Raw genomic sequence first — 26,936 nt, forward strand, 5'->3', positions numbered from 1 at the left:
CACACCCATGAACACCGACACTGCAACCGATGAGACCGGCACCGACACCGGGGCGCATCAGCACGGTTACATCAGCGACAAGGACCGTTACCGCAACCGCATGAAGCGCATCGAAGGCCAGGCCCGCGGCATCACCAAGATGATCGACGACGAGAAGTACTGCATCGACATCCTCACCCAGGTCTCGGCGCTCACCCGGGCCCTGCAGGGGGTAGCGACCGGCCTGCTCGATGACCACCTCAAGCACTGCGTGCTCGACGCCGCCAAGCAAGGCGATGAGGACGCGGCCATCGCCAAGATCCAGGAAGCCACCGATGCCATCAATCGCCTCGTCCGCTCCTGACACCATCCGATTTCGTCAATACAGGATGCCTCGGACCGGTTGCGCCCCCGGGTCAAGACAAGGCTCTCGATGTCTCCTGGCAGGCGTGCGCTGCGCTTCGTCTTGCCCTTGGCACCGGCGAAATCGGGCTGCTTTAGGACTTACCTGACGACATGAACACTTTCACCTGAGAAAAGAGTTGGGCATGCCCCTTGCCATTGTTACTCCGATTCAGCCCTCCAGGAGCCGCCTGAGACTCTGCGCGACCATGACCGCGCTGGCGACCAGCACCGTCCTCCTGCTCAGCGGCTGTGCTGATGCGGAACCGTCCGCTGACGCAGGATCCGATCACTCACTGGTGGTCGAGCATAATCTAGACGGACTGAATGCACAGGAAATCATCAAGCGCCTCGACACAACGAAGGTGGCAGATCGCTCGTCTGAACTCATCGCTTCGATTGAATCCGACCAACTCGTCCTGACCGACGATCAGAACAATCAAACCACTCTGCCGATGCCAGAAGACGAATTCTACGTCTCTATCGCCCCATATCGCGGCCAGACTCACGAATGTTACTTTCACAGCCTCACTACTTGCCGCGGCGAGCTCGCCAATACTGACGTCGACGTCACCGTGGTCGAGGCGACGTCCGGGAAGACCATCCTCGATGAAACACTCACGACTTACGACAACGGATTCGTCGGACTCTGGCTGCCCCGCGGCATTGACGCGACGCTCACGGTCAGCACCGGAGACCGCATCGCGAAGCAGGACATTTCGACCCGCATCGACGACCCCACCTGCTTGACTGGTCTTCAGCTGACTTGACGCCCGGACGCTGAAAATGGCGAGGAGCTGCAGATCACCGCGATGGGCGAGCCGCGGTTTCGGAGGGTGAGCACGACTGACTTGCTGATTGAATCGATATCCTTCAATATAGAGGCATGTCTAATCAAGCATCTCTCACTGCACCCCCTGTGACGCGACGGCTCTCGACCCTGGACAGGTGGCTGCCGCTGTGGATCGGGCTGGCGATGGTCGCAGGCCTCCTTCTGGGACGATTCATTCCTGGAATCTCGGAGTTGCTGTCGCACATGGAGATCGGCGGGATCTCCATGCCGATCGCGCTCGGCCTTCTCGTGATGATGTACCCGGTCCTGGCCAAGGTCCGCTACGACAAAGTCGCCGCCGTCACCGGCGACAAGAAGCTCCTCATCTCCTCTCTGGTACTCAATTGGCTCGCCGGGCCGGCGATCATGTTCGCCCTGGCCTGGCTGCTCCTGCCCGACATTCCCGAGTACCGCACCGGGCTCATCATCGTCGGTCTGGCCCGCTGCATCGCCATGGTCGTGATCTGGAACGACCTGGCCTGCGGCGACCGCGAGGCGACCGCGGTGCTAGTGGCGATCAACTCGGTCTTCCAGGTCGTCATGTTCTCCGTCCTCGGCTGGTTCTACCTCAGCGTCCTGCCGAGCTGGCTCGGCCTGGACACACAAGGGCTCGAGGTGTCGATGGGCCAGATTGCCCTCAACGTCCTCGTCTTCCTCGGAGTGCCCCTGGTCGCGGGATTCGCCTCGCGCTGGATCGGTGAGAAGCGCAAGGGCCGGGACTGGTACGAGGAGAAATTTGTTCCTAAGGTCGGACCATGGGCCTTGTACGGGCTGCTGTTCACTGTGGTACTGCTGTTCGCCCTCCAGGGTGAGCAGATCACGAGCCGGCCGCTGGACGTCGTCCGGATCGCTCTGCCGCTACTGGTGTACTTCGCCGTCATGTGGTTCGCCGGCCTGCTGCTGGGCAAAGGCATCGGCCTCGGTTATGCACGGTCGACGACACTGGCATTCACTGCGGCGGGCAACAACTTCGAGCTCGCCATCGCCGTCGCGATCGGCACCTTCGGCGCGACTTCCGGCCAGGCACTGGCCGGCGTCGTCGGACCGCTCATCGAGGTGCCCGTCCTCGTCGGCCTCGTCTACGTCTCCCTCTGGGCCGCCAAGGCGTGGTTCCGCACCGATCCCTATAACCAGGAGGTACGAACGTCATGACCGACATCGCCCTGACGCCAGCCGCCCCCGATGAAGACTGCCTGCCCCAAGTGACGCCGATCTCGACGGCCCTCGGCCAGGAGGTTGCCGCGACACTCGCGGGCACCCTCAAAGCCCTCGCCGACCCATTGCGTCTGCGGATGCTCTCGGCGATCGCAGCCGATCCTCGCGGCGAGTCGTGCGTATGCGATCTCGCCGACCTCGCCGACGTCTCACAGCCGACCGTCTCCCACCACCTCAAGGTCCTCCGGACAGTGGGGCTGCTCGATTCCGAGCGCCGTGGGACTTGGGTCTGGTACAGCATCGCGCCAGGGAAAAGTGACGCTGTCGCCGCCTTGCTCGAAGGATTCGCACCGGCGGCCGTCGCCCCCAGCATGGAACCGGAAACGACGGCCGCCGCAGAGCTGGAGAGCATGGACGAGCACATCGAGCGTCTGGCCGCCGACCTCGCCAACGCGACGTCGCAGCTGCCGCGGGATACCGTCACCAGCATCGTCCGGGAATCGTACACGGCGCTGGCCCGGTCGGCGAAGATCACACGCTACCTGGTGCCCCTGAGCGAACGCTTCGCTCGGCAGCGACTGGCTGACCTCACCCGCAACCGAGCAACCGCACCGCCTCAGGTGCTGTTTGTCTGCGTCGCCAACGCAGGTCGCTCCCAGCTGGCCGCGGCGCTGACCCGCAGCCTGTCCGAGGGCAGGGTCGTCGCCCGATCCGCCGGCTCGACCCCGGCGGCGGGCATCCACCCGCACGTGCGCGACCTCGTCGCCGAGATCGACCGCGAGGCCGCCGACGAGGCGTTCCCCAAGCCGCTCACCGACGACGCCATTCGCGCCGCCGATGTCGTGGTGACCATGGGCTGCGGCGACGCCTGCCCCGTCGTCCCCGGAGTCCGGTACGAAGACTGGGCTGTCGGCGACCCGGCCCTGGCATCGCCGGAGGGACTCGCCGCTATCCGCGACGACATCGCTACACGCGTCAGCCGACTCCTCCCCACCTTCACCACCGAATGAACGAGAGAAGCACAGATATGAACGATCGCACGCCCTCCGTCCTGTTCGTCTGCGTCCACAACGCCGGCCGTTCCCAGATGGCTGCCGGCTGGCTGCGCCACCTCGCCGGGGACCGCATCGAGGTCCGCTCGGCCGGGTCGATGCCCGTCGAGCAGATCAATCCGGTCGCTGTCGAGGCCATGCTCGAGGTGGGGATCGACATCACTGCCGAGCAGCCCAAGGTGCTCACAGCCGAGGCCGTGCAGGACTCCGACGTCGTCATCACGATGGGCTGCGGTGACGCCTGCCCGTACTTCCCCGGCAAGCGCTACGAGGACTGGGAGCTCGACGATCCCGCTGGTCAGGGCATCGAGGCGGTGCGCCCGATTCGCGACGAGATCAGGTCTCGGATCGAGACGCTCACCGCAGAGCTGCTCGGCCAGGACCCGGCGCGGGCGTGAGTGACGTCGTCGTCATCGGAGGAGGCCAGGCCGGTCTCGCCGCGGGATATTTCCTCCGCCGCGCCGGCTTGGACTTCGTCATCCTCGACGACCAGGAACAGCCGGGAGGAGCCTGGCAACACGGCTGGCAGTCGCTGCGAATGTTCTCCCCGGCCCAGTACAGCCCCCTGCCCGGTTGGTCGATGCCCGCCCAGGTCGGCGAGACGTTCCCCCACCGCCGACCACGTCGTGGACTACCTCCAACGATACGAGGAACGCTACGAGTTGCCTATGCATCGGTCGGTCAGCGTCACCAGCGTCCGCCGGGAGAATGATCGTTGGATCGTGGACACGGACGCAGGCTCTCTCAATGCCTCTGTGGTGATCAGTGCCACTGGCACGTGGCAGAGTCCCTATCTGCCGTACTTCCCGGGTCAGGACACGTTCACCGGCAGGCAGCTGCACACCGTCGACTACGACTCCCCTGACATGTTCGCCGGCCGACGGGTCGTGGTCGTCGGAGGAGGGAACTCGGCCGCGCAGATCCTCGCCGAGGTCTCCACAGTCGCCGAGACCTTGTGGGTGACGCGTCGTCCGCCGCTGTTCATGCCCGACGAGGTGGACGGCAGAGTACTCTTCGACGTCGCTACTGCCCGCGAGGCAGCCCGTCGCTCTGGTCGTGATCACGACGGTGTGACGGGACTCGGAGACATCGTCATGGTGCCTCCCGTGCGCGAGGCTCGCGATCGCGGTGTCTTGGACCGCTCGCCCATGTTCGACCGCCTCACCTCGAAGGGGGTCTCTTGGCACGACGGCCGAGAACACGAGTGCGATGCGATCATCTGGTGCACCGGTTTCCGTCCACACCTCGGACATCTCAGCGGGCTGGGGCTGACTCGCGACCATGGCCATCCCGTCACCGACGGCACTCGGAGCATCGACCACCCCGGACTGCACTTGCTCGGATACGGCGACTGGACCGGACTCGCCTCCGCCACCATCATCGGCGCAACCCGGACAGCCAAGCCCACCATCGCCGAGATCAGCGCTTGGATGGACCGGTCATGAAGTTGCTGCAGGACGCATCGATGACTTCAACCATTTTGACGTCCATCGAAGATGCCCAAAGATTCCACCTCGATGACAACCAGATCAAGGAGTAGACAGATGAACTGCTGGGAACACACAACGACCGGGGCCGGTTCTGTCCCCGCCGTCGCATTCTGCCGGCGCTGCGGTGCCGCACTGTGCAGAGAACATGCGACAGTCTGCGCCGACGAGCGTGTCCGACAAAACGGCCTGGGCTCACCCACACGCTTGCTGCCCGACGGCCGGAAGATCTGTTGTTCGACATGCCGGGCCGCTTTCGCCGAGTCCATCCCCGTGCACCGAGTTGAGCAACGTTGGCGTGAATTTGCAGCCACTGGGCCAGAGTCCGCAGCCGCGTCGTGCTGATCCGACTGGCGCGCCCCTGTTGATGAGTGGTGGACATGAACGCCGTCCACTGGACCCTCGACGTTGGCCAGCCGCCGGCATGCCGGGACTGCTCGGCCGCGATGACATCGTTGCAAGTGTCCACGAGCTCAACGTCGTTCTTACCAACTATTGAACAAAGGTAGATATCGTGATCGAGAAGAAGCCGTCCGTCCTGTTCGTCTGCGTCAAGAACGCAGGCAAGTCGCAGATGGCCGCCGCACTCATGCGCCAGGTCGCCGGCGACTCCGTCCGGGTGCACTCGGCCGGCACCTCCCCCGGGACAGCGCTCAATGCCTTGTCCGCTGCCTCTGTCGCCGAGGTCGGGGCGAGCATGGACGGCGAGCACCCGAAGCCGATCGATCCCACTTTGTTGCAGACTGCGGACCGCGTCGTCGTGATCGGCGACGAGGCTGTCGTCGAGCCCGTGCCGGGGATGGCCGGGACCATCGAGACATGGACGATCGACGAGCCCTCGGCGCGAGGGATCGAGGGCGAGGAACGAATTCGCCTGATTCGCGGCCAGCTCGCCGAGAAGGTGCGCCATCTTGTCGGCGAACTCGCTGCCGGGCCCGTGGCCTGAGTTGGGTCAGGTCGCTCGCGAGGGCGCGAGGCCCGCCGAACACGAGGTCCTCGTGGACGAGCTGGCGACCATGAGCACGGTTCCCACCGCGGCCACCGCTGCCAGGACCGCGAAACCGGTTGCGTAGCTGCCGGTGACCTCGGCGAGGACCGCACCGGCCCCGGGAGCCAATGCGGTGGCCAGCAGGACCGGGAGGCCGAGGACGCCGGAGAGGCGGCCGTATCCGCGTGCGCCCCACCGATCGGTGACCGCGGTCGCCTGGAGCAGCGTCGCGATGCCGCGCCCGACCCCGGCGGTCATAGACGCCGCGACCAGCAGACCGACCGGCCCGGGGACCATAGCGAGCACCGCGGTGCTGACGGTGACGAGGCCGAACACGGTCGCAGTGCGCACGACAAGTGAGGCGTATCGGGCAAGAGCGGTATAGACGAGTCGTCCGGCGACCTGGCCGAGACCGCCGAGGCCGAGCACCCATGCAGCGGTTTGGGGACTCAGACCGCGCTCGAGCATGAGCGGCACCAGAGCCAGCAGTGCGGCGTACATCGCCAGTGCGACCAAGGTCAGTCCGGCGGTCAGCAGCCGGAACCGCGTGTCCCGGACGACGTGAGAGGTGTAGTCTTTCTCGGCTTCGGGTTCCTTCGAGATGACATGCACCGGTTGGGGCCAGGGGCGTCGCAGCACGACCCAGTGGGTCGGGACCGTAAGGACTGCCAGTAGAACTGCCGCCCAGAGATACGTCTGTCGCCATCCCAACTGGTCATACGTTGCTGCGGTCAACGGAGCGAAGACCGTGCTCGCCAAGCCGGCGACCAGAGTGAGTGTGGTCAGCGCGCCGAGGCGGCGGGCAGCGAACCAACCGGTGATCGCGGCAAACGCCGGCGGATAGAGCACTCCGGCCATGGCGACTCCCGCGAATGCCCAGCCGACGATGAACACCGGCAGGTTCGGCGACGCAGCGATCACCACCAGCGTCAGAACGCCGAGGCCCGAGCCGGCGGTCATAACAAGACGAGGTCCGTGCCGATCGATGAAGCGCCCGACCGGCACCCCGGCCAGCGCAGACATGGCCAGGGCCACAGAGAACGCCGAGGTGACGGCCACCGGCGACCACCCGGTGTCCGCGCTGATTCGCGGAGCGAGCACCGGGAATGCGTAGTAGAGCAGCCCCCAAGAGACGACCTCGGTTACGCACAGCGCCGTGAGCACCGCTCCCAGCGACGGCCGAGAGACGCGCTCAGCCAACGACGACGCCCCGCTGCTGCCTGGCCAGCGCATCGACGACGTAACCCGCGTCGCGGTGGACACCGCGCAGGGTGTTCGACGAGAACGAACGCTGGAACTCCAAGCCCAGGAACGCAAGACCTGGCAGCACGGTCGAAATGCCGCGATCGTGCCTGGGCGCGCTGGCCTCGTCGAGGACGCCGAGGCCGCACAGGTACGACAGGTGCGGTCGATAGCCAGTCGCGAAGACAACAGAGTCGACGCGCTCCCGCGATCCGTCAGGCCACACGACGCCACCCGGGACGTACTTAGCGAACATCGGCTGTTCGTCTGGGTAAGCTGCCTCGAGCGCAGCCCGGTACTTTCCGGCGTCGATGACCGGTGTGCCTGTGATAATCCTGTCGAGAACCGACGGCGGCAGGAGGTCGGCGCGGGTAAGCTTCAGCCACCAATGCAGGTCGCGACCGGCGATGACCTGCGGCGCGAACCGCACCTTGTCTCGCACCGCCAGCGATGTCCGGGCGTGCTCGGCGAGCTCGTGTGCTACCTGGACGGCGGAGTTGCCTGCGCCGACGACCACGACCCGCTGACCGGCGAACTCTTCGGGCGACCGGTAGTCGGCCACGTGCAGGACCCTGCCCTGGAATGTCTCCCTGCCGGGAATCGTCGGCACGTAGGGGCTGGCGAACGACCCCGAGGCAGCGATGAGTGCTTCCCCGACCAGGCTGCTCCCATCGGCCAGATCCACGGCAAAGCCCGGGCCGTCGGCAGCGACCTCGGTGACGCGAGCATTGGTCCGCATCTCGACGCCCAGCCACTCTGCGTAGCCGCGGAGGTAGTCGGCGACCTCGTCGCGGCCCGGGTACCCGTCGGGGTCGCCGGGGAACGGGTGACCCGGGAAGGCGCTGTACCGGCGCGGGGAGAACAGCCGCAGGCTGTCGTAGTAGCGCGGCCACGACCCAACCGGCTCGTCACCGGCCTCGAGCACCACCGGCTCCCAGCCGCGGTCACGCCCAGCACGGGCCGCGGCGAGGCCCGACTGCCCGCCGCCCACAATCAACAGGCGACCTCGGCTCATCCGTCGGTCCTCGTGCCGATCTGGACCAGCTGCGGCGCGGATGTGCAGCACCCGCCCGACGTCGCCTGCTCCGGGGCGTCGAACAGGCCCGATCCCCCGCACACTCCGGTGTCGGGCAGCTCCAGCTCGACACGGTCAGCCGCCTCGTGATCACCTGAGAGCTCGGCGACGACACTACGGACCTGCTCGTAGCCGGTCATCGCTAGAAACGTTGGAGCGCGGCCGTAGGACTTCGCACCGACGATGTAGAAGCCCGGTTCCGGGTGGGCGAGATCGGTCGCCCCCGTGGCGCGCACTGAGCCGCAGGAATGAAGATTCGGATCAACCTCAGTGGCGACCTTCGTCGGAGCTTGCAGGCGCACGTCGAGGTCGAGGCGGACCTCGGTCAGGAACGACAGGTCCGGGCGGAAGCCGGTCGCGACGACCACCCGGTCAGCGGGATCGAGCCGTCGGCCGTCCTCGGCGACCAGGACCGCGCGGCCGTCCTCGACGAGGACCCGTTCGGTGCGGAACCCGGTGACGAGGTCGACGAGGCCGTCCTCGACGGCCTTCTTCGCGCGCTGGCCCAGGGCCCCACGCTCGGGCAGCTCGTCGGCGGCCCCGCCGCCGAACGCGTTGCCGACCGCGCCGCGGCGCAGCGCCCAGGTCACCCGGGTGCCCGGCTCGCGGCGGACCACTGTCGCGAGGTCGCCGATCGCGGTCGCTGCCGAGTGGCCGCTGCCGACCACCACGATGTGCTTGCCTGCCAGTTCGGCGGCCTCCTCGCGGCTCGGCGTGCGGTGATCAAGCAATCCGGCTTCGACGGCGGCCTGTTCGCCGAGAGCAGGCAGTCCCTCCGCGCCCGCCGGGCTCGGTGCCCGCCAGGTGCCCGAGGCGTCGACCACAGCCTTGGCCTCAAGCCGTTCTTCAGTGCCGTCGGCGCGGCGAACGTGGACAACGAAGGGCTGCTCCGCGCGGCCCGCATCGACCGAGAGATCGCGCCCCTTGCGGCCGACCCCCACGACGCGGGAGCCATAACGAACACTGTCACCCAGCGCCTCGGCGAGCGGGGCCAGGTACTCCTCGACCCACTGAGAGCCGCTCGGGTATCCGGTTTCGGGTGCGCTCCAGCCGGTCGGCTCGAGCAGCCGGCGCGACGCTGGGTCGATGAGCTCGGGCCACGGTGAGAACAGGCGGACGTGGCCCCACTCGACCACGGTCGCTGCCGGGCTGTCGCCCGACTCCAGGACCAGAGGCTCGAGGCCTCGCTCGAGCAGATGAGCAGCAGCGGCCAGGCCCTGCGGACCGGCCCCAATAACGACGACATGATTCATTTCAACCCCCATGTATTGACGTTCTTCGATGGATTGAGCTTGCCTCACGTATCGACAGATGTCAAAGCGTCAGGCAGAATGGAGGCATGAGCACTCCCCCAGCCATCGAATCCGCGGCCGACGTCGCGCCCTGCTGCGTCCTCGGTGAGACGATCGACGACACTGTCGCCCAGGATCTCGCCAAGGTGTTCAAGGCCCTCGGCGACCCCACCCGGGTCAAGCTCATGTCCCTCATCACCGGCAGCACCGAGGGCGAGATGTGCGTCTGCGACCTCACAGAACCGGTGGGCCTGTCACAGCCGACGGTCTCCCACCACATGAAGCTGCTCGTCGATGCCGGCCTCGTCGAACGCGAGCAGCGCGGACGCTGGGCCTACTACCGGCCCACCATCGACACCCTCGCCGCCGCAGCAAAGGCGCTCATCGCCTGATGCGAGGCGCGTCGTCCGGGCCTATGACGCCGACCGACTGGCCCGCCGTCGACACGAACAACAGCGCGACCGTCTTCGCCAGGTATGAGGTCGAGTCGCCGGCTCTGCCTCGACCCATGCCATGGTCCGAGGCGTCGTCGAGCACCCGGTGAACGTCGGACTAGCAGCGGTCGCGATGGCAGCGTCGATCCGCTCGAGAACCTCGACAGCGCGCTTGACCACTGCGACAACATCGTCGACACTGCAGACTTCTACTTATGGGCCCGTCGGCGAGGTCTTCTGGTAAGCGCTCCAATGCCCCTGAACTCTAGTGCAACCTCGTCGCATAGAGCGCGAGTGCCGAGGACGCGGCGACGTTCAACGAATCCACTCCACCCATCATCGGGATCGTGACTCTTCTGTCGAGCCGCTGCTCAGTCGCCCGAGTCAATCCATGACCCTCGGACCCGAAGACCAGGGCGAGTTTGTCGTGTTCTTCTGCGACCAGCTCGTCCAAGGTGATCGCGCCCTCGCCCAGAGTCATGCCTGCAACGACGAACCCTGCATCCTGGAGGGTGTCGATGCTCCCTGGCCAAGGATCGATTCTTGTCCATGGGATCTGGAAGACCGTACCCATCGACACTCGGATCGCTCGCCGGTACAACGGGTCAGCGCAACGAGGGGTCACGAGGACCGCATCGACGCCCATCGCTGCGGCAGAACGAATTAGAGCACCAACGTTGGTGTGGTGTTCCAAACTGCGCGCTCCGCCGACGAACAGTACGGCCGCCCGACCGAGGACAGAGAGAACGCATAAACATCCGCAATGAGACCTACGCGCTCAGCAATGATGTCGAGATCCTGAAACTCGGGATCAGCACCTGATTCATCGACGACGACAAGGTTGCTGACGCGGTCAAGGCCGCGATCGAGATCGGCATCCGCACCATCGACGCCGGCCAGGCCCACGGCAACGAGCGCGGTGTCGGCGAGGGCGTGCGCAAATCCACGCGCTGCAGCCCTGGGGAGACTTCCGCGACGGCGACTACCCGATGGCAACCTCGCCGCCTGGAAGGCGCTCGAGGTAGCCCATCAGGCGGGCAAGATCCGCGCGATCGCCGTCTCCAACTTCCTGCAGGCCGACCTCGAGAACAGGCTCCAGGACGGGGCCGTCGCCCTGAAAGCTCACCGCTCCCTCATTGAGCCTTGCGGACGCATCATCCCGATCAAGAGAATCGAACGCGCTCCGGAGCCGTTCGGATCGAAGCTCGCACTACTCACTGTTGCAACCTACCGGTAGTCATGCTTACTATATACCGGTAGTCATCGTCACAGAGTAGCAGGAGGGCCCTGTGGGCAAGCTGGCAACCGAGATGCTCAAGGGCACGTTGGAAGGTGTCGTGCTCGCCATTCTCGCGGGCCGATCCGCGTACGGATACGAAATCACGGCATGGCTGCGCGAGCAGGGATTCACCGACATCGCCGAGGGCACCATCTACGCCCTGCTGGTGCGTATCGAACGGCACGGCCTGGTGGACGTGGAGAAGGTCCGTTCGGCCAAAGGTCCGCCACGCAAGGTCTACTCGCTCAACGCCGACGGCCAGGAGTACCTCAGCGAGTTCTGGACGAACTGGGACTTCCTCGCCGAGAGGATCGACCACCTCCACAATCAGATCAATCAGCAAAAGCAAGGAGAGTAATCGTGGCCGCACATTGGATCGAGACGATCACCGGATCGTTCGAGGACAAGAAGCGCTGGCGCGCGTACAAGGCACGAGTGCAGCAGCTGCCGCCGAGCCACCGCACTGCCGTCGAGGGCGTCGAACGGTACCTGATGATGACCGGCCCCGCCGATGGCGACCACCTGCTGCAGATGGTCGACGATCTGGCCGAGCTGTTCGAGCAGGGCGCAGCAGACGGCACACCAGTGCGGGAGGTCGTCGGCGATGATCCGGTGGAGTTCGTCGACACCTTCAAGAACAACTACGGGCTCGCCGGCTGGATCGGCAAGGAGCAGCGCCGACTCGAGGACGCGATCCAGCGCGCCGAGACCGAGGAGAAGCCGTGATGACCACCGCAACGGCGAAGACGGCCGCGCCGCCGGCGATCCTTGTGCAGGGCATCGAGAAGTCGTTCAAGGATGTCCAGGTGCTACGTGGCGTCGACTTCGAGGTGACGCCGGGCAGCATCTTTGCCCTGCTCGGTTCCAACGGAGCCGGGAAGACGACGCTGGTGCGGATCCTGTCGACACTGCTCACGGCCGACGGCGGCACCGCGACTGTCGAGGGCATCGATGTCGCCGCTGATCCGCAGCGTGTGCGCGAGTCAATCAGTCTCACCGGTCAGTTCGCGGCCGTCGACGAGGTGCTCACCGGCCGGGAGAATCTCGTGCTCGTGGCGAAGCTGCGTCACTTGAAGAATCCCGGTGCAGTCGCCGACGACCTGCTCGCCCGCTTCAACCTCACCGACGCAGGGGCCCGGAGGGCAGCCACCTACTCCGGGGGCATGCGCCGCAGACTCGACATCGCAATGAGCCTGATCGACAACCCGCCGATCATCTTCCTCGACGAGCCCACCACCGGATTGGATCCCCAAGCCCGGATCGAGGTATGGCAGACCGTCAAGCACCTCGCCGCTGGCGGTACGACGGTACTGCTGACGACGCAGTATCTCGACGAAGCCGAACAACTCGCCGACCGGATCGCAATCCTGCACCAGGGCCGGATCATCGTCAACGGCAGTCTCACTGAACTCAAACAGCTTCTCCCGCCGGCCGAGGTCGAGTACGTCGAGAAGCAGCCCACGCTCGAGGACGTCTTCCTCACCCTCGTCGGAGACCACGACGCGGACAACACCGCGCGCGGCAGTGCCGACACGGACAAGTAAGGAGCACCAGATGGCCACGCACGTCTTCGCCGACACCACAGTCCTCACCGGGAGGTCCCTGCGTCACGTCGTGCGCAGCCCGGACACCATCATCACTACCGCGATCATGCCGATCGCCATGATGCTGTTGTTCGTCTTCGTCCTCGGCGGGGCGATCGACACCGGCCAGCCCCCGGGGACCGATTCGTATGTCAACTACCTGCTGCCCGGGATTCTGCTCATCACGATCGCCTCAGGCATCGCCTACACCGCGGTCCGACTCTTTACCGACATGGCTGGCGGAATCGTCGAGCGCTTCCAGTCCATGCCGATCGCTCGTTCATCCGTGTTGTGGGCGCACGTGCTCACCTCGGTCGTCGCCAACGTCGTCTCTCTCATAGTCGTCGTCGGTGTCGCTTTCCTCATGGGCTTTCGCCCCAGCGCTGGCGTGCTGGACTGGCTCGCAGCCGCTGCCATCCTGATCCTGTTCACCCTCGCGCTGACGTGGATCGCCGTCATCCCGGGCCTCACTGCCAAGACCGTGGACGGAGCGAGTGCATTCTCGTACCCGCTCATCTTCCTGCCGTTCATCAGCTCAGCCTTTGTGCCCACCGAGTCCATGCCCGGACCGGTTCGATGGTTCGCCGAGTACCAGCCTGTGACTTCCATCGTGAACACCATCCGCGACCTGTTCGCCGGCCAACCGCTCGGCGCGGACCTCTGGGTCGCCCTGGGCTGGTGCGTCGGAATCCTGGTGGTCGCCTACGTGTTCGCCATGGCCACCTACCGCCGGCGGGTCGCCTGAGGCACGACGTCCGTGTTCACTGGTCTTGTCACCCCAACCTGCCGCAGCGCCGGCCATGGAAAAGTGCGTGGACGAACCTGTTCACCGCAGTCCAGGCACTACCAAAGCCAGCGACCGGACCGACCAGCCGAAACTACCGGCCCGACCCAAGGACTCTCAGTGGAACACACCGAGCAGCGAGGTCCGGCGACCATCCCTGCTCGCATACATGAGCATGAGACTGCGCAAAGAGGAGAACACGTGACCGTTCCCAAGCCCATCGGTGTATCGAGGCGAAGGCGGCAGGGCTCAGGCGCAGCGACGTTGAGATTCCTCGCCGGTATGCCCGAGTGCCCACCGAACACGGTCGCACGCATGTCAGCTCCCCGGCGACCGCCCTCCCATCGCCTCGCGGAGGATGGTTCCACCGACGGCGTACTTAGCATCAGAGACCTCGGTGATCAACACGTGCACCGACTCCGAAGGAGCACCCGTGCTGGTCGTGATGGCATCGGTGATGCCTTCAGCGATGGCCTTGTACTGCGGTGTGCGTTCACCCAACATGAGCTCGGGCACGATGGCGACGTTGTCAATGGGCATGATCGAGATTCCTTCTGCTGGAAGACGACGGGTCTCCTTCGATGATGGCCTGCCACGAGCACCTTCGGAAGACGGCACTTTCAAGTCAGGAACGCACCGGCAGGTAAGACATGGACACCACAGCAGAAACGCCCCACGACTCCACCGACAGCTACTGCGGTGCGACGGTGCGCCGCACGATCAACCTCATCGGCGGCAAGTGGACGATGCTGATCCTGTGGAAACTGCTGGACCAGGAGCATCGCTATGCCGAGCTGCAGCGCCGAGTCGCCGGAATCTCTCAGAAGGTGCTCTCCAGTGAGCTGAAATCCTTGGTCAACGCCGGTCTCGTCGAACGCGAGGTCACACCGGCGGTCCCGCCGCAGGTCACATACCGCATCACCGCCGAGGGCAGGAGCCTGGACGACAAGGACCAACCAATTCATTCGGTCAGCTAACTCCTGTTGATCCTTTGCTCTGATCGAGCACAACTCTGGAGCCCGTCGATGCTCGGTGTGCCGTTGCGCGCACTGGTTGACTCAGTGACTTCCCGTCATCCGAACTCAGTGTCGACGCCGCTGTCGTAGTCCGAGCGGACGAACCTGCACCGAACGCACCGTAACTGCGAGCCCGAGCCGTTCACTGCTGATGCGGGCATCCGCATCGCCTGCGCGGAGCACGGCGTGCACGGGGTCGTCGACCCGTTCGAGGGCGGTCGCTGTACAACTGTCCTCTCGCCCGAGATCCAGTCTCCGGCGAACAGGCGTCGATCTTGGAAAGAAGCGTTGCTCGCTGCAGCGGTTGGCGATACCTCGTGAATGTCCGTTAGCGTGAAGGTGTGCTTTCCGACGACCTGCGACAGCTTGCCCACGAGACGATCGACCACGCTCGACGGTGGCAGGTGGCTTGCTCACCGAGTCCGGGCACGTCGTCCTCGGCCTGAACACGTACCACTTCCTCGGTGGCCCGTGTGGCGAGATCGCCGCCCTGTCCAACCACGCATCAACAGCCCCCGATGATCCGATCGTCGCGGTCGCAGCAGCGTACGGTCCGACCGGCGACGTCATCGCTCCGTGCGGGAAGTGCCGGCAGATCATCTTCGACACCTCTCCGTCCATCCGCTTCGTGGTGCGCGAAGCGAACGGTCTGACGGCTCGCACCGCGGAGGAGCTCCTGCCCTTCGCCTACGACTGGCGGGACGCGGAGCGCCCGCAGCGGATCTACATGTGGGAAGGATACGAATCCGCGATCCGCTCGGGCGCGAAGCGCCAGACCATTCGCATCGACGACCCGTTCCGTCCAGGGCAGGCTGACCTCGTGTTCGAGAAAGACAGCGGCGACGTCGTCAGCATCGCCGCGACTGTCACCGACGTCCGATCCGTGCCCCGCAGCGAGCTCACCGACGACGACGCCAAGCGGGGTGGCTTCGACACGCTCAACGACCTCAACGCTGCTCTCGACCAGCATTATCCGGGCCTGCAGGCCTCAAGCGCGATCGACATCGTGGCCTTCACCCTGTCGAAGCGGTGAGCACACGCTGACAGACGGCCGATCCTGACCCGTCATGCTCAATAGTGGTGCGCGTCCAGCTTCTCGGCAGCAGGGTGACTCACCGCTTCGTCAAGGTCGTACGTGGTCACCAGAGATGATTGCAGAGCCGGTCAGATGAGCTCCATCACGGGCCCGCGGTGGACGGCGCGGTAGATGTCGTTGCGGAGCTCATTTGCTTCGTCCGAGGTCAAGGTCTGATCGATCGGTCGCAGCATGATCCGCATCAGCATGTTGGACTGGCCCGGTTGCGTGCCGAGCCGGTTCCGGGCCGCCTCGGGAAGGTCCGCGTGAGGCGTCCGGCTCAGCAGCTCGACGGACTCGATGACCTCGGCGTCGTCGCCCAGTGATGACCGGATGACATCACCCAAGGTTTCCTCGTCTTCCTCATCAGCGACGACCACAGAGATGTCCCGCCGCGCATGCGGCAACGGGGAGACGTGCTGCCAGGGATCGAGATGCTGCATCTGCGCAGCGATACGCGGATCAGTCGCCCGCAGGTACCGGATGTCGGGGATGGACTTGCGCAGCATCAGCGCCCGCTCCAGTCCCATTCCCAGAGCCAGACCGGACCAGCGTTCGGGGTCGAGGCCTGAGGCGCGGAGAACTCCGGGATGGATGCGACCGCACTCGGCGAGTTCGAGCCATTCACCCTCTAGCCTTACGTCGATCTGACGTCCGCCGACGGTGTACGGATGCACCGCATCGGTGACCTGCCACTCGGCCCCGGGCAGCACCGCTTCGACGAGACGGGCAATCATGTCGAGCATCTCGTCATCGCTGGTGTTGGGAGCATCGCGGATGCGCCAGAGGTCGACCTGATGCGGTTCGCCGACATGGCTGCGGTCGACGACATCGCGACGGTAGACCAGGCCGGGCACGACCACCAGCTCGTCGATGTCAGCATCGTGGGCGTATGACTCCAGAGCACCGGGGATCTCTGCGCTCGTGTGGCTGCGCAGCATCGCCGTCGGGCTCACATAGCGGGTATACCGACGATCACGGGTGACGTCGGCGAGGTCGTAGCCGAGGCGGTCGTAATTGTCTCTGACTGCGACCACGGGTGGATTGCGGACGTGTCGGACCGTGCAGCCCCATCGGTCCTGCAGGGCCGAAACGACCGAGGTCAGGAGTTGCTGGATCGCGTGCTCGCCCTGTGCGGGGTCGGTCAGGTCGCGCAGAGCAAGCGCGCGCTGAATCTGGGCAGGTGTGAGGTATGTGGTGGACATGGTGAGTCTCCGAGATCAGGTAGGCAGTGAGGGATGTCGTGCTTCCCCCAGCCGTGCCTGCGGAGATCCGGCGACTATCGGCGCGCGTGAAGGACCCCGCGACCGTCTCCCGGCCGGGGGTCAAGAAATCGCTGCTGCCAACTCACAATCACAAGGGTAGCAGCAACGTCACGAGCGAGCGTGCCTCGCAGATCCCGGCGACAATGAGAAAGGCGTCCGCATGGCTTTCCGCAGAGTCACAGCCGAACAGACAAACGCCGTTCTCGAGGCCGCCGAAGTAATTCACACTTCACGTTTCGTTGTCGGTGATCAGACTGTCACGTCCGGAAGGCTGAACGTTCGCTTTACAGGAAATGGTCAGGTTCAGCCCACGGGAATGTTGAGGGGGAACGGGCCTACGGTCGTCGTATGCCGATGTTGAGAATTGAGATTGCTGCCACTGATCAGGTCGAAGCCAAGCGCGTTCAGTCCGTATACCAACGTGGAGAACGAAGTATCAAGCTTGACGACGAGGCCACTGACGAAGCATGGAAAGCCGGGTACACACCCATAGGTCGTCCTACTTTCGTCGGCCTGACGAATGGCGAACCACTGATGTATCGATTCGACGTCCCTGTTGAAACCTCAGTGCGATAGCCCTTCGCCGGCCGCAGAGAACGTTGACATGGTCGCTGAGCCCAGGTGTCAGCTGGCATCGGACCCTGGCATCTGAGATCTGGTGGCGGCGTCGCGCAGGGCAGTGATGGCCGTGGCGATGCGGGGGTTGTCGTGAGAGCCGCGACGCAGGGCCAGCAGAATCCGACGACGTGGCACCTGATCTCCGGTCAGCGGGACCTGGGTCACCCTTGGGTGTGAGACGGACATGGCGATCCGGGGAACGGCGGAGATGCCGAGACCGGCGGCGACCATAGCGGTGGTGGCGGTGAGTTCCTGGGCGTAGTGGGCCACACGCGGGGCGTAGCCGATGGCGCGGGTCGCGGCCAGCAGTTCGATGTAGGCGTCCTGATGCGCGTGGCCGGAGATCCATTCCTCGTCTGCGGCATCGTCCAGGCTGATCTGGTCGCTGTGGGCGAACCGGTGGTCTTCGGGCACGAGCAGGTCGATTGGGTCGTCGAGCAGGCTGATCACCTCGATGTGGCTGTCGGTGACGTGGCTGGTGGACTCGCCGGCCACGAACAGCCCGAGATCGATGGTGCCGGATTCCAGCGCGGTCAGGGTCTCGCGGGAGAAGATCTCCTTGATGACCGGCTGCAGCAGGCGGTGGCGTGCTCTCAACCGCACAACAGCGGGGGTCAGCAGCGAGGAGATCGCAGTGGGAAACCCGCCGAGGACCACCGGGCCGCAGAGCTGCCGGGCAGCGGCGGTGGTGTCGCTCAGCGCGGTCTCCCACTGCGCATTGAGTGCGCGGGCGTGGGTGACCAGGCGCTGCCCGGCCGGGGTCAGCCGGACACGGCGGCCGTGACGTTCGAGCAGATCGACGTCCAGCTCGGTCGCGAGTTCCTTGAGCTGCTTGGAGACACCCGAGGGGCTGCGGTAGAGCGCTTCGGCGGCTGCGGTGACGGTGCCGTACTCGCACACGGCGATCAGCAGGTTGAGCCGCGTATCTATCATGCACTCATGGTGCACGATTCCGGTGAAAAACGGAACCTAGACGTCGGTGATCGGTACTCCCCAGACTGAAGACACCCCCTGATCCCGACCTTCGGATGGCACTGAGGATGATTCTGCGAGACCACCCACGCTGAACCGCACCCTGGTCGGGATCTTGGCAGTCTTCGGTACTGTGATGCTGGTCGGTGGCACGGACATGACCAAGGTGACCGTGGCCCTGCCGACGCTGAATGAGGCGCTGTCCCTGGGGTCCGTGCAGTCGCTGTGGGTCGCCGATATCTACGCACTGGCCGCGGGGGTGGTGCTGGTTCCGGCCGCAGTGGTCGCCGACCGCTACGGTCGCAAACGCCTCTACCTGCTCGGCCTGGGTGTGGCGATCGTCAGCGCTATTCTCGCAGGGCTCGCGCCGACCGGGGCGGTGCTGATCGCCGCGCGGGTCGGGCAGGGCATCGGCTCGGCACTGCTGATCGCCGGCACCGTCGCCATCATCCGCGTGACCTTTCCCGGGCTTCAGCTTCGGGCGCTGGCCTACGGCGTCTGGACCGCGGGCTTCAGCACCGGCTCTGCGCTGGGGCCTCTGCTCGGCGGAGGACTCGTGGACTTCGCGCAGTGGCAGTGGGTGTTCTGGATCAACGTGCCGATCCTGCTGGTCTGCCTCATCCTCATCGCCGCCTGGATGATCCTGCCGGAGTCGACGAACCCCGACCCGCCAAGACTCGATGGCCTCAGCGCGGTTCTGTCGGCCGTGGCCGTCGGAGTGCCCATCGCCGGATTGAAGGGTCTCGCGCAACCCGGCATTCCCACGTGGCTGGCGCTGACGGGAATCGGCGTCGGCGCTGTGGCCGGTGTGCTGTTCGCGGTCCGGCAAATACATCTACCGCGCCCGTTCCTCGATGTGCGCCTGTTCGCCGATCGTCTGCTGGCCGTCTCGGCTGTGGTGATCGCGGTGACCCTGGGCGTGTTCAATGGGACGCTGTATCTGCTGACCCTGCGCTACCAGGTCGTCGACGGGCTCTCGGCCGTCGACGCCGGGATCGCACTCATCCCGCTGGCCGCCGCGATGGCAGTCGGGGGACTGCTCGGGCCTCTGCTGCAGCGGCGGTTGACTCAGAAGCACGTCATCGTCGGCGGGCTGGCCCTGACTGCTGTCGGGTCTCTCGTGCTGGCCAGCCCGTCTGGAACAGGCCACCTGGCGGGTATGATCACGCTCGGGTTCGGCTCCGGGATCGTCATGGCCATCGGGGCCAACGCCGTGATGAGCACCGCTCCAGCAGAGCGCACCGCCGATGCCGGAGCGATCCAGGAAAGCGCCTTCGCCCTCGGTGGCGGCACAGGCATCGCGGTCCTCGGCGTTCTGGCCATCCATTTCGGAGGCCAGACCCCCACCGGTCCGTCGCACGAAGCCACGTACGGACCTGGAACCGAAACCGCTCTGGGAATTGCCGCGTTCTTCTTTGCGTGCTTCGCCATCGCAGCTACCCCCATCATTCTCAGCACCACCGGCCGCCGCCATCTGAGAGCCCTGTAGGGGTGATGGAGTATCGGTGAGTTGCTGGGTATCGTTGCCGCAGTCTTGTTCGGTGCGTCGCACTTCCTGAACGGGGTGCTCTCCCGGCGTGTACCGGCGATGAACGTTGCAGTCTGCTCCCAGACTGGTGGAGCGGTTCTGTTCCTGATCTGGGCGCTATTGACCTGGGAGAGCTGGCCCGACGGCACCGATGTGGTGTGGGCTGGTGTCTCCGGGGCCGGTGCCGGGATGGGGGTCGGTGCCCTCTACGAGGGGATGCATGCTTGCCGCATTTCAGTGGTGGTACCAGTGACCAGCATCGTCTCAGTGGCTGTGCCGTTCCTGCTCTCGGTCCTGGTCTTAGGAGACCACGTCGACGGGCGGCTGATCGTGGCCGCGCTCCTGCTGGTGCCTGCGACCTGGCTGCTCAGCCGCCCCATCAACACACCCAGAACCGCCCCAACCGCGGGCAACCCACCCTCAACGCCCGTCTCAGCACCTGCGGCAGCTCAGGACAGGTCCAGCGCCAACGTCACGGCGGTGGTCTACGGGCTGATCGCCGGACTCGGGTACGCCACCCAACTGTTTGCTTTGAGTCGCATCACCTCGACTGAGCCAGCCTCTCCGATGCTGATCAGCCAACTGGTCAGTATCGTCCCGCTTCTTCTGATGCTGCGGACCGGCTCGGGTCGTTTCTGGCCCTTCGGGGCCACAACCAGTCTAAGCAAGGCGACCATGATAGGTGGCCTGGCGGCGTTGGCGATGATCTCTTATCTCTACGCCACGCGCGAGGCCGCACTTGCTCCGGTGATGATCGCTATCGCCCTCTATCCAGCCCTTCCGGTACTGCTGGCGCTATTGGTGCTCAAAGAGCGCCTCAGCGGACCACAAGTCATCGGGCTCGCCATCACCGCCCTGGTGCTACCACTGATCAACATCGCAGGGTGAAGGTGTTTCGCTTCTAGCATTCGATAGTCACGTGTAGTCGAACGGATTGCAGTGCAGTACGAGTGCGATAACAGCGTTCGTTTGTGCACCACAGACGGAAGTTCCTCACGAGGACCCTATGCAGGAGGCGACGTACGATCTGGCCGTCTGTTCATCCCCGTGACTGAATGCGTGGCAATCGCCCGGGTGAGAACCGAGCCCCGGCGGAGTGCGCTGCTGTCGCCGCTTTCAACGTTGACCTGGATGCGCTGGATTGGACGATTGACCGCTCAGCTTTCTGCCAGCTCTTGGCTTCAGCGCAGTGCCGTCATCAGGTCGGGTATCCGGTCGCACCAGTCGAGCAGACGCTGGTGCCATCTATTCAGACGTGAGCGAGCGGCGTCGGGCAGCCCGGAGTCGGCGTCCCATTCGGTCCAGTCGTCGCTGGCCAACCACCCGAGGCACCCGACGATCCGGTACGCCAGGAGCAGATCACCAGGGACAGGTTGACCGTAGCCTTCGAAGAAGGCAGAAGGCAGCCCGTCGAGGCCGTGGAGGTAGGCGTGCTCGTCCAGTGCAGAGAGTTCGGCCAAGGGCTGGCCGACACGGGGGAAGTCCCAGTCGATCAATTGCGCTGAGTCGTCTGTCACGATGATGTTGAGCAGGTTGATGTCGCCGTGGAGAACGCTCGGCCGCTCGGCGCGGATCTCGTTCGCGCGGTCGGTGATGAAGCGGCTCACCTGCCCGAGAGCGGCTCGCAGGTGCGGTCGATGCTGCTCGACCCACGCGCCGCTCGTAGCGAGTCCCTCGTGCAGACGCTCGACGGGATCAACGGCCCGCAGGGGGAGCGAGTCGGTTTCGATCGCGCCCTCAAGCGATCGGGGAAATCTGACGGAATGCACCTCGGCCAGGGCAGCGCCGGTTCGCCTCCATACTGTCGCGTCGGCGGTGCCGGCCGCGACTGCCTCGGCCAGGGTTCTGCCGGGGATGTACTCCCACAGGGCGGCACCTTCGTCGTCGGATGCATGCTGTTGCGGGGTCGTGATGCCGTTGGCCCGGAGGAACTCGATCCGCCGCCGGGGTGATCCTGAGGCCATGCGGCTTTGCCGCAGTACAACGAGACGACCGTCGGCCAACTCAGCGGTCGTGAGCCGATTGTCCAACCCGTTGCCGCCGTCATCGACCGGTCGAACGGAGACAGGAGGAGGCAGCCCTGCAGCGGCGATCAGCCGGCGTAGGACCTCCTGCGCATCGTTCGTGGCCCTCTCAGTCATTCAGGTACTTCGGAGCCGTTTCGAGTGCGAAGAAGAGGAAGCCGGGCGCGGTGGAGAAGTGGGCGAAGCCCTCGGGGTGCAGGTCGCGGGCCTCTGGCAGGGGTTGCGGCTCGGTGATGCTCGTGAGACGGAACCCGGCCGATGCGAAGGCGTCGAGCATCTGCTGCAGTGACTTGCGCCAGAACCGCATCGGAACCCGCTTCCCGCCGAATTCCCATTCGAATTCGTAGCTGGTGGTCGCGAAGTAGTCCGGTCGGGGCTCCTGGATGGTGTAGGCGACGATCGGGTGGTCGATGGAGGCGAACAGGCGGCCGCCGGGTCTGAGGACCCGCCGCATCTCGGTCAGCGCCGGAGTCCAGTCCTCGATGTAGTGCAGCACAAGAGAGGCGACCACGTCGTCGAACCTGCCGTCGTCGAACGGCAGCAGATCGTTCAGGTCTGCCACATGGAACTCAACGGCCGGGCTGAGACGCCGCTTCGCGAGGTCGACCATCCCGGCGCTGGCGTCGAGGCCCGTGACGGTCGCCCCGCGGTCGTGGAGGGCAGCACTGAGCGAGCCCGATCCGCACCCGGCGTCGAGGATGCTACGGCTCGCGACGTCACCGGCCAGTGCCAGCATCGCGGGCCGCTCGTAGTACGCGTTCGCGAGGCTGTCGTCGTTGTCTGCCGAGTAGGCGGCCGCGAAGGCGTCGTAGTCGTTGACTTGTGGCTCCACCGAGGCCTCGGTGTTGAGATGTCCGTCCGTCATATATTCCATCTTCTCAAAAAGCAGGGACTGCTCGAGGTTAGATTAGAGGAGCGTGTGTCGCCAAAGGTGGCCATGAAGGAATCGCAGCGCGTACCCAATGACTGCGCGCCTTGCCGCACGCGATCCGATGCATTCCGTTCGGATCGCGTGCGGTGCCAGCACTACCTCATCGACGGCGACAGGGCTTCGTCCTTGGGCGAGCCACCGATCAGGACCCGTCGAGACACAACGAGGATGACGAGGGAGACCGCTGTCAGCCCGGACGCGACCCACAGCGGAGCCACCAGACCCGGCCCCGACGCGAGAGCCACCGCTCCGAGGACCGGGCCAGCCGCGGCCCCGATATTCAGGGCGGCGGTCGCGTACGAGCCGCCCATCGTCGGCGCATCCGAGGCGGCGTACAGCACCCGCGCGATCAGCGTGCTGCCGACGCCGAACGCCAGCACTCCCTGGGCCAGGACGAGGACGATCAGAGCGACCGGGTGGGCCGCGACCAGCGCCAGTGCGATCCAGCCTGCCAGGAGGAGCGGACCGCCGATAGCGAGCACGAGGCCGGGCCGTTGATCCGACAGACGACCCGCGATCGTGACGCCGAGGAACGAACCTATACCGAACATCACCAGTGCGACCGAGACCCATTCCTCGGCCAGCCCGGAGGTACCCGTCACCACGGGGGCCAGGTAGGTGAATGCCGCGAAGGTGCCGCCGTTGACCAGGGCACCGAGCACCATGGCGAGGACGAGCCGCGGCGAGCTCAACTGCCGGAGCTCGTCGAGAAGCTTCGGTTCCCCACCGGTTGCCGCTACCTGGCGAAGATCGTTCGGGATGCCTCGGAGGACTCCGAGTGCGGCAGGAACGCAGAGAACGGCGATGGCCCAGAACGTCGCACGCCAGCCCAGCGACGAGCCGAGCAACGCCCCTGCGGGGACGCCTGCGACGGTGGCGATGGTCGTGCCGGAGAGCAGGACCGACAAGGCACGGCCCACTTTGGTCGCCGGCACGAGGGCCGTCGCGGTGCTCAGCGCCATCGCGAGAAAACCGGCGTTGGCCAAAGCGCTGAGCACGCGGGAGGCGAACAGGAGCGAGAACACAGGCGTGATCGCTCCGATGACGTGGCATCCGGCGAACACGAGCAGGCAGGTGAGCAGCGTGAAACGCGGCGGCCAGCGACGGGCGAATGCAGCCATCAGCGGTGCACCGACGACCATTCCGACCGCGAATGCCGACGTCAGCAGTCCAGTAGTGCCGATACTGACGTCGAGGTCTGCAGCGATTGCGGGAAGCAGTCCCGCGAGCATGAATTCTGAGGTGCCCATGACGAAGACGGCCAGGGCGAGCGTGTAGAGAGCGAGAGGCATCGAGTACTCCGAGGTGAGAGATCAAGAGATGGTTCTTCTCGTCACCACGGCCAGCGGCCCGGAGATCACAGAAATACACCCGCGCAGAGGGTGGGCGTGGCACTTAGTGGTTCACGGGGCTGGCGGTGTGACCGACAGCCCCTGACCTGTCTGCTTTCGGACTCGACATACCCGACACTTTACATGACGGAGCGCAGCCATGCCCCATGGCAATGGCCGGGTGCCCCGCTCCCCCGTTCGGAGTTCCACGCCTTCTCGTGACGGCGGTGTCCGGGCAGCATCTGGGAGACGATGACGGTCGCACTACTGCTGTTGAAGTCCGAGCCCGTCGAGGAGGTACTGCGTGGTCAGTTCGAACTGCGTGTCCCAATCGCCGAGGAAGCCCGCGAGGTGCTTCGACAGCGTCGGGTAGTCCTGGTCATGGGCCGCGATGCGCTCTTGGAGGGCATCGCGGCTTTCTGCCTCGGCCTGGTTAGCCCATGCGGCTTGCGTGGATGCGCTGGCGACGACGAGATTGGTCACGGCAGACGCTGCCGCCGACAGCTCGGCTCCGGTGAACCCTGCCATATCAAGGGCGGCATAGACGGCTTCGGAGCGGGCAAGTGCGTTGGGGCCTGCCAGCGGGCGGGTGCCCGCTAGTGCGGCTGCCCACGGGTGGCGCAGCAACATGGCTCGCAGTTGCTGCATGTAGGTCGCGATGAACTCTCGTCTGCCTTCGGCTTGCTCGCCGACTGGAAGGTTGATCTCCGCGAAGACCTCATCGAGGGCAAGATCGACAACGTCGTCCTTCGTGTTTACGTGCCAGTACAGACTCGTCGCATGCACTTCGAGTCCACCTGCAAGCTTCCGCAGACTCAGCCCATCGATCCCGTCGCGGTCGAGGAGGTCGACGGCGGCCGTGACGATCCGATCACGGTTCAGCGCCGGTGCCCTGCGCCGCTGCGGGGCATTGCGGAACCATACCGCTCCGGGCAGGTCACCGTCACGTTTGGACGTCATGTTCTTAGTCTAACACCGGTGAGTTTATCCAACAGTGTAGAATGTTTCCATGACTGTTGGACCAGATGCCTCAAAGCCCGTCGCGAGCTCGCGGCGACGGTGGGTGATCCTCGCCGCCGTCTGCTTCGCGCTGACCTCGATCGTGCTCGATAACTCGATACTCAACCTTGCTGTCCCGTCGATCGAAGACGCCCTCGGTGCAGGCCCTGCCCAACTGCAGGCGATCATCAACGGATACGTGGTGGTCTTCGCAGGCCTCCTCGTCCCATCCGGACTGCTCGCGGACCGCTATGGGCGCAAGCGCACAGTGTCGATCGGTCTCGCAGTTCTCGCCGCCGCCTCGGCTGCCGCGGCGTTTGCGCCATCAGCAGGGTGGCTGGTCGTGGCCCGTTGCATCATGGGGATCGGAGCGGCACTGGTGATGCCGGGAACGCTTGCCATCCTTATACACACTTTCGCCCCTGAGGAACGGGTTAAGGCGTTTGCCGTCTGGTCCGCGGTCGGCTCGGCGGCGATGGCAGCCGGGCCGCTGCTCGGAGGCTACCTCGTCGAGCGCTTCGGATGGCCGGGCATCTTCATCATCGGCGCGGTGCTGTCTGTCGTTGCAGTTGTTCTGATGCTCTGGATTGTCCCCGAGTCCCGCGATCCCCAACAGCGATCGATCGACCCGATCGGATCTGTGGCGATCACCCTCACGATGGGCGCGTGTGTCTCAGGCATCATTCTCGTACCCGATCACGGTCTCGCCTCGCCGATCACGCTTGCCTGCCCGTTCCTGGCGATCGTCGGCGGGATCGGCTTCTGGGTCAGGCAACGCCGATCCGCGTCGCCGATGGTGGACATGAGCCTGTATCGGAATCGCGAGTTCGCAGGTGCAAGCCTGGCGGTAGCCGTCCTTGCCATCGGGACGGGAAGCGTGCTGTTCATCCTCACACAACACCTCCAGCACGTCGTGGAGTACTCGCCTTTCGAAGCCGGCCTGGCGATCATCCCGCTCGCTGTCGGCGTCATCGCCGCTTCTTACGTCGGAGCGCGGCTGCCCGGGTGGATCGGCTACCGCTGGTCCATGGTGCTCGGATTCGTCGTCACTGCCTCCGGCTTTCTCGTTCTGGCCACTCTCACTCCAGCCAGCTCCTATTCGGTCATCGCTGCGGGCCTCCTGCTCGCCGGAACCGGCTCCGGGCTGGCCTCGCCCGCCGTCCAGACCACTGTTCTCGGAGCGGTTCCTCCCGACAGGGCAGGCATGGGATCGGCGCTCAACGACACGCACCAGCAGCTCGGAATCGCGCTCGGCGTCGCCATCGTCGGCAGCATCGTCACCGTCGGGTACCGCAATTTCGCGCCCTCTGCCCTGAACACCGACGCCGGTTCGTCGCTCAGCCGCACGCTCGGCCAATTGTCCAGCGGAGACGAGGAGCTCATCAGGGCCGCGCAACTGGCGTTTACGCACGCCCAAAGCATCGGCATGGCCACCTGCGCAGCCTTCGCCCTCTTCGGAGCTGCGGTCGCGTGGCGGGTCCTAGCCCCGAACGCGAACGACACCATCAACGATGAGCCCACCTCGCCTCCGAAGACCGTGTAGCTGGACCAACCTCCGAGGCAGCCATCGGTGACCTTGGTAGAGCGTGGAGG

The 26,936-nt window shown here is 65.3% G+C and carries 29 protein-coding genes and 1 pseudogene; 18 read left to right on the forward strand and 12 right to left on the reverse strand.

What is annotated here, in order from left to right:
- Positions 1-7 precede the first annotated feature (7 nt).
- From GUY23_RS09790 to GUY23_RS09820, 8 genes are all read left to right on the forward strand, one after another.
- Positions 8-343: a metal-sensitive transcriptional regulator gene (locus GUY23_RS09790; RefSeq protein WP_228282191.1), complete on the forward strand. Its 336-nt coding sequence runs from the start codon at positions 8-10 to the stop codon at positions 341-343.
- A 247-nt stretch (positions 344-590) separates the two neighbouring features.
- Complete coding sequence (locus tag GUY23_RS09795) at positions 591-1,151, forward strand: CueP family metal-binding protein (protein WP_166971858.1); 561 nt, start codon at positions 591-593, stop codon at positions 1,149-1,151.
- A gap of 116 nt (positions 1,152-1,267) precedes the next feature.
- Positions 1,268-2,365 carry an ACR3 family arsenite efflux transporter gene (gene arsB, locus GUY23_RS09800; protein ID WP_166971860.1) on the forward strand — a complete coding sequence of 366 codons (1,098 nt, stop codon included), beginning with the start codon at positions 1,268-1,270 and terminating at the stop codon, positions 2,363-2,365.
- On the forward strand, positions 2,362-3,378 hold the full coding sequence (locus GUY23_RS09805; RefSeq protein ID WP_166971862.1) for a metalloregulator ArsR/SmtB family transcription factor: 1,017 nt from the start codon (positions 2,362-2,364) through the stop codon (positions 3,376-3,378). Before arsB ends, GUY23_RS09805 begins: the two co-directional genes overlap by 4 nt.
- A gap of 17 nt (positions 3,379-3,395) precedes the next feature.
- The gene (locus tag GUY23_RS09810; RefSeq protein WP_166971866.1) at positions 3,396-3,818 is read left to right on the forward strand and encodes an arsenate reductase ArsC; all 423 of its coding nucleotides are present in this window, start codon (positions 3,396-3,398) and stop codon (positions 3,816-3,818) included.
- Positions 3,815-4,132 (forward strand): FAD-dependent oxidoreductase, encoded by a 318-nt coding sequence (locus GUY23_RS18605; protein WP_228282193.1) that lies wholly within the window; start codon positions 3,815-3,817, stop codon positions 4,130-4,132. The genes GUY23_RS09810 and GUY23_RS18605 overlap by 4 nt, the downstream gene beginning before the upstream one ends.
- Positions 4,047-4,865 carry an NAD(P)-binding domain-containing protein gene (locus GUY23_RS09815; protein ID WP_228282195.1) on the forward strand — a complete coding sequence of 273 codons (819 nt, stop codon included), beginning with the start codon at positions 4,047-4,049 and terminating at the stop codon, positions 4,863-4,865. The genes GUY23_RS18605 and GUY23_RS09815 overlap by 86 nt, the downstream gene beginning before the upstream one ends.
- Before the next feature lie 556 nt (positions 4,866-5,421).
- Positions 5,422-5,853 carry an arsenate-mycothiol transferase ArsC gene (locus tag GUY23_RS09820; RefSeq protein ID WP_166971870.1) on the forward strand — a complete coding sequence of 144 codons (432 nt, stop codon included), beginning with the start codon at positions 5,422-5,424 and terminating at the stop codon, positions 5,851-5,853.
- Between the two features lie 6 nt (positions 5,854-5,859).
- On the opposite strand, the gene GUY23_RS09825 is transcribed toward GUY23_RS09820, so the two are convergent.
- From GUY23_RS09825 to GUY23_RS09835, 3 genes are read right to left on the reverse strand one after another with little or no spacing between them, the layout of a single operon-like run.
- Complete coding sequence (locus tag GUY23_RS09825; protein WP_208085310.1) at positions 5,860-7,095, reverse strand: MFS transporter; 1,236 nt, start codon at positions 7,093-7,095, stop codon at positions 5,860-5,862.
- Positions 7,088-8,152 (reverse strand): flavin-containing monooxygenase, encoded by a 1,065-nt coding sequence (locus GUY23_RS09830; RefSeq protein WP_166971872.1) that lies wholly within the window; start codon positions 8,150-8,152, stop codon positions 7,088-7,090. The genes GUY23_RS09825 and GUY23_RS09830 overlap by 8 nt, the downstream gene beginning before the upstream one ends.
- Positions 8,149-9,465, reverse strand: coding sequence for an NAD(P)-binding domain-containing protein (locus tag GUY23_RS09835; protein ID WP_166971875.1), 1,317 nt, complete (start codon positions 9,463-9,465; stop codon positions 8,149-8,151). Before GUY23_RS09835 ends, GUY23_RS09830 begins: the two co-directional genes overlap by 4 nt.
- Before the next feature lie 86 nt (positions 9,466-9,551).
- Here GUY23_RS09835 and GUY23_RS09840 point away from each other — a divergent pair, with 86 nt between their 5' ends.
- The gene (locus GUY23_RS09840; RefSeq protein WP_166971877.1) at positions 9,552-9,896 is read left to right on the forward strand and encodes an ArsR/SmtB family transcription factor; all 345 of its coding nucleotides are present in this window, start codon (positions 9,552-9,554) and stop codon (positions 9,894-9,896) included.
- Between the two features lie 307 nt (positions 9,897-10,203).
- Here the strand turns inward: GUY23_RS09840 and GUY23_RS09845 are convergent.
- Positions 10,204-10,632 (reverse strand): annotated as a pseudogene (locus GUY23_RS09845) (TrmH family RNA methyltransferase); the annotation flags it as partial.
- Positions 10,602-10,844 (reverse strand): hypothetical protein, encoded by a 243-nt coding sequence (locus GUY23_RS09850; protein WP_166971880.1) that lies wholly within the window; start codon positions 10,842-10,844, stop codon positions 10,602-10,604. The gene GUY23_RS09850 and the pseudogene GUY23_RS09845, both read right to left, overlap by 31 nt.
- Before the next feature lie 383 nt (positions 10,845-11,227).
- Between GUY23_RS09850 and GUY23_RS09855 the strand changes: the two genes are divergently transcribed.
- From GUY23_RS09855 to GUY23_RS09870, 4 genes are read left to right on the forward strand one after another with little or no spacing between them, the layout of a single operon-like run.
- A complete protein-coding gene (locus tag GUY23_RS09855) occupies positions 11,228-11,575 on the forward strand; it encodes a helix-turn-helix transcriptional regulator (RefSeq protein ID WP_166971882.1) in 348 nt (115 codons plus the stop codon).
- A gap of 2 nt (positions 11,576-11,577) precedes the next feature.
- On the forward strand, positions 11,578-11,943 hold the full coding sequence (locus GUY23_RS09860; RefSeq protein ID WP_166971885.1) for a DUF1048 domain-containing protein: 366 nt from the start codon (positions 11,578-11,580) through the stop codon (positions 11,941-11,943).
- Complete coding sequence (locus GUY23_RS09865) at positions 11,943-12,761, forward strand: ABC transporter ATP-binding protein (RefSeq protein WP_166971888.1); 819 nt, start codon at positions 11,943-11,945, stop codon at positions 12,759-12,761. Before GUY23_RS09860 ends, GUY23_RS09865 begins: the two co-directional genes overlap by 1 nt.
- A 10-nt stretch (positions 12,762-12,771) precedes the next feature.
- On the forward strand, positions 12,772-13,545 hold the full coding sequence (locus tag GUY23_RS09870; RefSeq protein ID WP_166971890.1) for an ABC transporter permease: 774 nt from the start codon (positions 12,772-12,774) through the stop codon (positions 13,543-13,545).
- A gap of 357 nt (positions 13,546-13,902) precedes the next feature.
- Here GUY23_RS09870 and GUY23_RS09875 read toward each other — a convergent pair whose 3' ends face one another.
- Complete coding sequence (locus tag GUY23_RS09875; protein WP_323127118.1) at positions 13,903-14,124, reverse strand: tautomerase family protein; 222 nt, start codon at positions 14,122-14,124, stop codon at positions 13,903-13,905.
- Between the two features lie 110 nt (positions 14,125-14,234).
- Between GUY23_RS09875 and GUY23_RS09880 the strand changes: the two genes are divergently transcribed.
- Positions 14,235-14,561, forward strand: coding sequence for a winged helix-turn-helix transcriptional regulator (locus GUY23_RS09880; protein WP_166971893.1), 327 nt, complete (start codon positions 14,235-14,237; stop codon positions 14,559-14,561).
- A gap of 448 nt (positions 14,562-15,009) precedes the next feature.
- Positions 15,010-15,633, forward strand: coding sequence for an ASCH domain-containing protein (locus GUY23_RS09885; protein WP_166971896.1), 624 nt, complete (start codon positions 15,010-15,012; stop codon positions 15,631-15,633).
- A 131-nt stretch (positions 15,634-15,764) separates the two neighbouring features.
- Here GUY23_RS09885 and srmL read toward each other — a convergent pair whose 3' ends face one another.
- Both srmL and GUY23_RS09895 read right to left on the reverse strand, forming a co-directional pair.
- On the reverse strand, positions 15,765-16,880 hold the full coding sequence (srmL, locus tag GUY23_RS09890) for a PheS-related mystery ligase SrmL (RefSeq protein WP_166971899.1): 1,116 nt from the start codon (positions 16,878-16,880) through the stop codon (positions 15,765-15,767).
- Between the two features lie 684 nt (positions 16,881-17,564).
- Positions 17,565-18,491: a LysR family transcriptional regulator gene (locus GUY23_RS09895; protein ID WP_166971901.1), complete on the reverse strand. Its 927-nt coding sequence runs from the start codon at positions 18,489-18,491 to the stop codon at positions 17,565-17,567.
- A gap of 175 nt (positions 18,492-18,666) precedes the next feature.
- On the opposite strand from GUY23_RS09895, the gene GUY23_RS09900 reads away from it, so the two are divergent.
- Positions 18,667-20,019, forward strand: coding sequence for an MFS transporter (locus GUY23_RS09900; protein ID WP_166975936.1), 1,353 nt, complete (start codon positions 18,667-18,669; stop codon positions 20,017-20,019).
- Between the two features lie 21 nt (positions 20,020-20,040).
- A complete protein-coding gene (locus GUY23_RS09905; RefSeq protein WP_166971903.1) occupies positions 20,041-20,946 on the forward strand; it encodes an EamA family transporter in 906 nt (301 codons plus the stop codon).
- 293 nt (positions 20,947-21,239) lie between these two features.
- Here GUY23_RS09905 and GUY23_RS09910 read toward each other — a convergent pair whose 3' ends face one another.
- From GUY23_RS09910 to GUY23_RS09925, 4 genes are all read right to left on the reverse strand, one after another.
- Positions 21,240-22,199, reverse strand: coding sequence for a phosphotransferase family protein (locus GUY23_RS09910; protein ID WP_166971905.1), 960 nt, complete (start codon positions 22,197-22,199; stop codon positions 21,240-21,242).
- The gene (locus GUY23_RS09915; RefSeq protein ID WP_208085313.1) at positions 22,192-22,947 is read right to left on the reverse strand and encodes a class I SAM-dependent methyltransferase; all 756 of its coding nucleotides are present in this window, start codon (positions 22,945-22,947) and stop codon (positions 22,192-22,194) included. Before GUY23_RS09915 ends, GUY23_RS09910 begins: the two co-directional genes overlap by 8 nt.
- A gap of 161 nt (positions 22,948-23,108) precedes the next feature.
- On the reverse strand, positions 23,109-24,305 hold the full coding sequence (locus GUY23_RS09920) for a Cmx/CmrA family chloramphenicol efflux MFS transporter (protein ID WP_166971908.1): 1,197 nt from the start codon (positions 24,303-24,305) through the stop codon (positions 23,109-23,111).
- 303 nt (positions 24,306-24,608) lie between these two features.
- Positions 24,609-25,304, reverse strand: coding sequence for a TetR/AcrR family transcriptional regulator (locus GUY23_RS09925; RefSeq protein WP_166971909.1), 696 nt, complete (start codon positions 25,302-25,304; stop codon positions 24,609-24,611).
- A 49-nt stretch (positions 25,305-25,353) separates the two neighbouring features.
- Between GUY23_RS09925 and GUY23_RS09930 the strand changes: the two genes are divergently transcribed.
- Complete coding sequence (locus GUY23_RS09930) at positions 25,354-26,886, forward strand: MFS transporter (protein ID WP_166971911.1); 1,533 nt, start codon at positions 25,354-25,356, stop codon at positions 26,884-26,886.
- Positions 26,887-26,936: the final 50 nt, after the last annotated feature.

This window comes from Brevibacterium atlanticum (assembly GCF_011617245.1).
Lineage (GTDB): Bacteria > Actinomycetota > Actinomycetes > Actinomycetales > Brevibacteriaceae > Brevibacterium > Brevibacterium atlanticum.

Excerpts from the sequence above, each read along its gene's own strand:
- GUY23_RS09790 (WP_228282191.1), top strand. The coding sequence starts at position 8 with ATGAACACCGACACTGCAACCGATGAGACCGGCACCGACACCGGGGCG.
- GUY23_RS09795 (WP_166971858.1), top strand. The coding sequence starts at position 591 with ATGACCGCGCTGGCGACCAGCACCGTCCTCCTGCTCAGCGGCTGTGCT.
- arsB (WP_166971860.1), top strand. The coding sequence starts at position 1,268 with ATGTCTAATCAAGCATCTCTCACTGCACCCCCTGTGACGCGACGGCTC.
- GUY23_RS09805 (WP_166971862.1), top strand. The coding sequence starts at position 2,362 with ATGACCGACATCGCCCTGACGCCAGCCGCCCCCGATGAAGACTGCCTG.
- GUY23_RS09810 (WP_166971866.1), top strand. The coding sequence starts at position 3,396 with ATGAACGATCGCACGCCCTCCGTCCTGTTCGTCTGCGTCCACAACGCC.
- GUY23_RS09830 (WP_166971872.1), bottom strand. The coding sequence starts at position 8,152 with ATGAGCCGAGGTCGCCTGTTGATTGTGGGCGGCGGGCAGTCGGGCCTC.
- GUY23_RS09835 (WP_166971875.1), bottom strand. The coding sequence starts at position 9,465 with ATGAATCATGTCGTCGTTATTGGGGCCGGTCCGCAGGGCCTGGCCGCT.
- GUY23_RS09840 (WP_166971877.1), top strand. The coding sequence starts at position 9,552 with ATGAGCACTCCCCCAGCCATCGAATCCGCGGCCGACGTCGCGCCCTGC.
- GUY23_RS09865 (WP_166971888.1), top strand. The coding sequence starts at position 11,943 with ATGACCACCGCAACGGCGAAGACGGCCGCGCCGCCGGCGATCCTTGTG.
- GUY23_RS09870 (WP_166971890.1), top strand. The coding sequence starts at position 12,772 with ATGGCCACGCACGTCTTCGCCGACACCACAGTCCTCACCGGGAGGTCC.
- GUY23_RS09875 (WP_323127118.1), bottom strand. The coding sequence starts at position 14,124 with ATGCCCATTGACAACGTCGCCATCGTGCCCGAGCTCATGTTGGGTGAA.
- GUY23_RS09880 (WP_166971893.1), top strand. The coding sequence starts at position 14,235 with ATGGACACCACAGCAGAAACGCCCCACGACTCCACCGACAGCTACTGC.
- srmL (WP_166971899.1), bottom strand. The coding sequence starts at position 16,880 with ATGTCCACCACATACCTCACACCTGCCCAGATTCAGCGCGCGCTTGCT.
- GUY23_RS09895 (WP_166971901.1), bottom strand. The coding sequence starts at position 18,491 with ATGATAGATACGCGGCTCAACCTGCTGATCGCCGTGTGCGAGTACGGC.
- GUY23_RS09900 (WP_166975936.1), top strand. The coding sequence starts at position 18,667 with ATGCTGGTCGGTGGCACGGACATGACCAAGGTGACCGTGGCCCTGCCG.
- GUY23_RS09910 (WP_166971905.1), bottom strand. The coding sequence starts at position 22,199 with ATGACTGAGAGGGCCACGAACGATGCGCAGGAGGTCCTACGCCGGCTG.
- GUY23_RS09915 (WP_208085313.1), bottom strand. The coding sequence starts at position 22,947 with ATGACGGACGGACATCTCAACACCGAGGCCTCGGTGGAGCCACAAGTC.
- GUY23_RS09920 (WP_166971908.1), bottom strand. The coding sequence starts at position 24,305 with ATGCCTCTCGCTCTCTACACGCTCGCCCTGGCCGTCTTCGTCATGGGC.
- GUY23_RS09925 (WP_166971909.1), bottom strand. The coding sequence starts at position 25,304 with ATGACGTCCAAACGTGACGGTGACCTGCCCGGAGCGGTATGGTTCCGC.
- GUY23_RS09930 (WP_166971911.1), top strand. The coding sequence starts at position 25,354 with ATGACTGTTGGACCAGATGCCTCAAAGCCCGTCGCGAGCTCGCGGCGA.